The 3,200-nt window shown below is 51.6% G+C and carries 3 protein-coding genes and 1 pseudogene; 2 read left to right on the top strand and 2 right to left on the bottom strand.

All coding sequences use genetic code 11. The annotated features are described in order from the left end of the window. Nucleotides 1–430: 430 nt before the first annotated feature. Together Q0711_RS03850 and Q0711_RS03845 are read left to right on the top strand one after the other, a co-directional pair. Nucleotides 431–763, top strand: a pseudogene (locus tag Q0711_RS03850) (amidohydrolase family protein); the annotation flags it as partial. Between the two features lie 9 nt (nucleotides 764–772). Further along, nucleotides 773–1,012 (top strand): hypothetical protein, encoded by a 240-nt coding sequence (locus Q0711_RS03845; protein WP_299041669.1) that lies wholly within the window; start codon nucleotides 773–775, stop codon nucleotides 1,010–1,012. Between the two features lie 38 nt (nucleotides 1,013–1,050). Here Q0711_RS03845 and ubiE read toward each other — a convergent pair whose 3' ends face one another. After that, on the bottom strand, nucleotides 1,051–1,776 hold the full coding sequence (ubiE, locus tag Q0711_RS03840) for a bifunctional demethylmenaquinone methyltransferase/2-methoxy-6-polyprenyl-1,4-benzoquinol methylase UbiE (RefSeq protein WP_299041666.1): 726 nt from the start codon (nucleotides 1,774–1,776) through the stop codon (nucleotides 1,051–1,053). Between the two features lie 210 nt (nucleotides 1,777–1,986). After that, nucleotides 1,987–2,601, bottom strand: a complete 615-nt coding sequence (locus Q0711_RS03835) for a hypothetical protein (protein WP_299041663.1) — start codon at nucleotides 2,599–2,601, stop codon at nucleotides 1,987–1,989. Nucleotides 2,602–3,200: the final 599 nt, after the last annotated feature.

Below are 3,200 nucleotides of genomic sequence, written 5' to 3'. Positions count from 1 at the left end.
TGGCTGTCCATGCTCGCAATGCTCTCGGATCCCTATAAGCAAAGATTCTCGTGAACGCAACTAGCGATTTATTGGTTCGCAATTAAATCCTAGCTTCCCAATCCCGTTGCCAGAGAGGGAGGCGGCGCTCTCGCCTACTGCCAGGAACTTTTGCCTTTGCAGCACCCTAGGTCATTTCTGCCTGTGGGTTTTGGGTTGAAAGTGTTCATGCCAACTTTTGGCCTGTTCCCTAGGTTTATCAATCGGGTGATGCCAGGGACTTGCAGGTTGAGTTGTACCTTGCCAAGGAGGTCTTAGATCTACCCAGACGCCCAGAGTTCTGGTCTGGTGGGCAATAGTGCCGTACTTGACTGGAACACTTCTACCCCGTCCGCCGTTAACTAGCCAATGACCTTCGCGTTCATTCGTAGGATGCGCGGCGGCTACCCTCAAGGAGACGGGGACTGCGGTTTGTCACGGCCCGATTGGCAAGGCCGAGCTGGCCGGCGGGATCGCCCCCATTCCAAGGATGCTGTCAGACGGGATCCGCATTGGCCTGAGCACCGATGGGAATATCTCCAAAAACAACCTGGACAGGTTTGAGGAGATGAAGTTTGCTTCTTTGCTGCAAAAAGTGAAGCACTAGGGTGCTGCTGCCCTACCTGCCCCCACCATGCTGCAGATGGCCACGATAGAAGGGGCTCAGGTACTGGGTCTAGAACAGGAAATTGGCTCTGTTGAAGTGGGCAAGAAAGCGGATTGGGTCTTGCTGGATCTGGCCTAGCCCAACTTGATGCCCCAGGTTTGGGAGAGCACTTTCAACGGTGGAGAGGGAACCAACATTCTTTGGAACTTGGTCTATGCTGCCCGCGCCAGCAATCTTCACACTGTGTTTGTGGATGGGATCCCTGTAGCCGGACAAGGCACGCAACTTTCAGAGGCCAAAGCCCTGGCAGAAATTCAAGCGCAAACGGAAGATCTGCTGCGCCGCCGGGATCCCTTCAAGGCTACCCTTACTCCTGTTGTCGGTTGAGGCCATCCCATCTGATCCCATCTGTTAGATGTGGCCGGTTAGCTCTGAGAGGACTTTTGTACCACCAAAACCCCCATCATGCCCCCCATCAAAGGGAAGAAAGTCACCTGCTCAAACCCTGCTGCCAAGGCCAGTTGCTTTTGTTCCTCTCCACAGGGAAATCGATCCAAGCTGGGATCAATGTAGGCATAGTCCTCTCCTAAGCCGAGAGTTTTGGCTTGAGAAACCACCTGTGTGTTGAGGTACCAGCGTTGGAATTGTTCCAGGAAAGGGATCCCTGTAGGCCGATGAAAGTCCAAAATGGCCGCTCGACACCCCGGCTTGAGCACCCGCTTTATCTCCCCTAGGGCCTGTGGAATATCCGTAACGTTGCGCAAACCATAGCCCATGGTGATGCCATCAAAGCTGTGATCGGCAAAGGGCAAGGCCAAAGCATCACCCAAAACCCACTCTAGAGAATGCTTTGGCAGCAGCCGTTGAGAACGGGAGGCAGCAATCGACAACATAGCCGGCGAAAAATCGAGGCCGATGACATGCCCCTGCCGTCCGACGCGACGGGCTAGCAGCAAAGCCAAATCCCCGCTACCACAGCAGAGATCAAGAGCTCGTCCTCCGCGGGGCAGATTGGCCCAGCGCACCGTCATCTGCTTCCAAACCCGATGCAGCCCGAGACTGAGCTTTTGATTGAGGTCGTCATAATGGGGGGCAATACGGTTAAACAGTTCCCGGATTTGCTCCGGTTGTTCGGCAGTTGGACTGGGCACATCAGCTCCTTACAAGTTTTCTCGAAGATTTTGTGAAAAGTTTTGCTCTAAGTGCACCTCAAATTACAGACCCTTCAGGGATCACCCAATACCTTTTCGGAGTTCCTCTCCCCTCTGGGAGAAAGTTACGGTTAGAGAATGGTGTGGTCGGAGGCTGTTCCAAGCTCTTCTATGGGAGAGGGTTGCTCTACCCGTAAGCTGAAATACAATTTAGGGTGAGGGTAAGAACTGGGGCAAAAGTTTTTCTACTTCTGCCGCAGTAGAAGCTCCGCTAGTAGTTAACTCAAGACTAACATTCTCCCAAATGACGAAGGAACCATCCTCCCGTTGCCCGTAAACTGTGATCACCGGGAAAGGGATCGCCCCTGTCGGTCCTACGCCGGTAATATAACTAGCAATGGTGTAAATATCTTCCAAACCATCGAAGTACAAGTCTGTAAAGACAACGGCATCCAAACTAAATGGAAAGTAGGATTTTGGTATGAGTTTCTCCGAGAAGGGCAATTCTTTGAGTACTCTCCCAGAGCCTACCAGCCAGTGAGTGAGTACTGGGGGCCGATCTGGCAAGCTTTGATCAAAAAAAGAGAGAAAATAAACATTTCCATATCTGGATAAGTAAACTGAAAAGGATTGATCCAAAATCGGTCTTAGAATGGGCGGTTCGGTTTTCCAAAGGTTGGAGATAGACTCTAGCTCTGCTGCGGTGATAGGGCGAGAGGGTGCAATCCTCAGTCCAGGCTGAGCAAAACCTGCCTGAGAATACTTTTCTAAACAAGTTAAAGCCCAAAAAGTCAGAGTCAAGGCAGCCAAAGACAGAGTTTTCATAAGAGCTCCCAGGAGACGAGAAGAGATTCACTTGACAGAATTAGCAAGCGGAACACCTTCACTTTAGTCTTTTATCACCCAAGGGATCCCTGTACCGGCAAGGTAACTCTTTGCCGAGATAGAAGGGCTATGTGAATGCTCCGCTTATGACGCTTTGCCTACATAAGCAGCTTCCCAATCCTGTTACCAGAGAGGGAGGCGGCATTCTCGCCTACTGCCAGGAACTTTTGCCTTTGCAGCACCCCAGGTCATTTCTGCCTGTGGGTTTTGGGTTGAAGTTGTTCATGCCAACTTTTGGCCTGTTGCCTACGTTTATAAGTCGGGTGATGCCAGGACTTACAGGTTCAGTTGTACCTTGCCAAGCAGGCCTTATATCCGCCCGGGTCTCCAGAAGTCTTTTCTGGCGGGCAATAGTACCATACTTGGCTAGAAGAACCTTATCACATCCGCCGCTAACTGGCTAATGACGCTTCCCGTCCATTCGTAGGATGCGCGGCGGCGTTGCTCAACCAAAACAGTAGGGATTAAAGCTTCAAGGCAGCGCGTGGGTCATAAGACTGAACTTGTCGCAGCTTCTCGTAAAGCTCTCGTTCTTGCTC

Origin of the sequence: uncultured Thermosynechococcus sp., assembly GCF_937958135.1 — a bacterium.
Taxonomy (GTDB): Bacteria; Cyanobacteriota; Cyanobacteriia; order Thermosynechococcales; family Thermosynechococcaceae; genus Thermosynechococcus.
The sequence above is the reverse complement of the archived record's forward strand: the minus strand, read 5'-3'. Positions and strand labels throughout refer to the sequence as shown.

Excerpts from the sequence above, each read along its gene's own strand:
- Q0711_RS03845 (WP_299041669.1), top strand. The coding sequence starts at position 773 with ATGCCCCAGGTTTGGGAGAGCACTTTCAACGGTGGAGAGGGAACCAAC.
- Q0711_RS03835 (WP_299041663.1), bottom strand. The coding sequence starts at position 2,601 with ATGAAAACTCTGTCTTTGGCTGCCTTGACTCTGACTTTTTGGGCTTTA.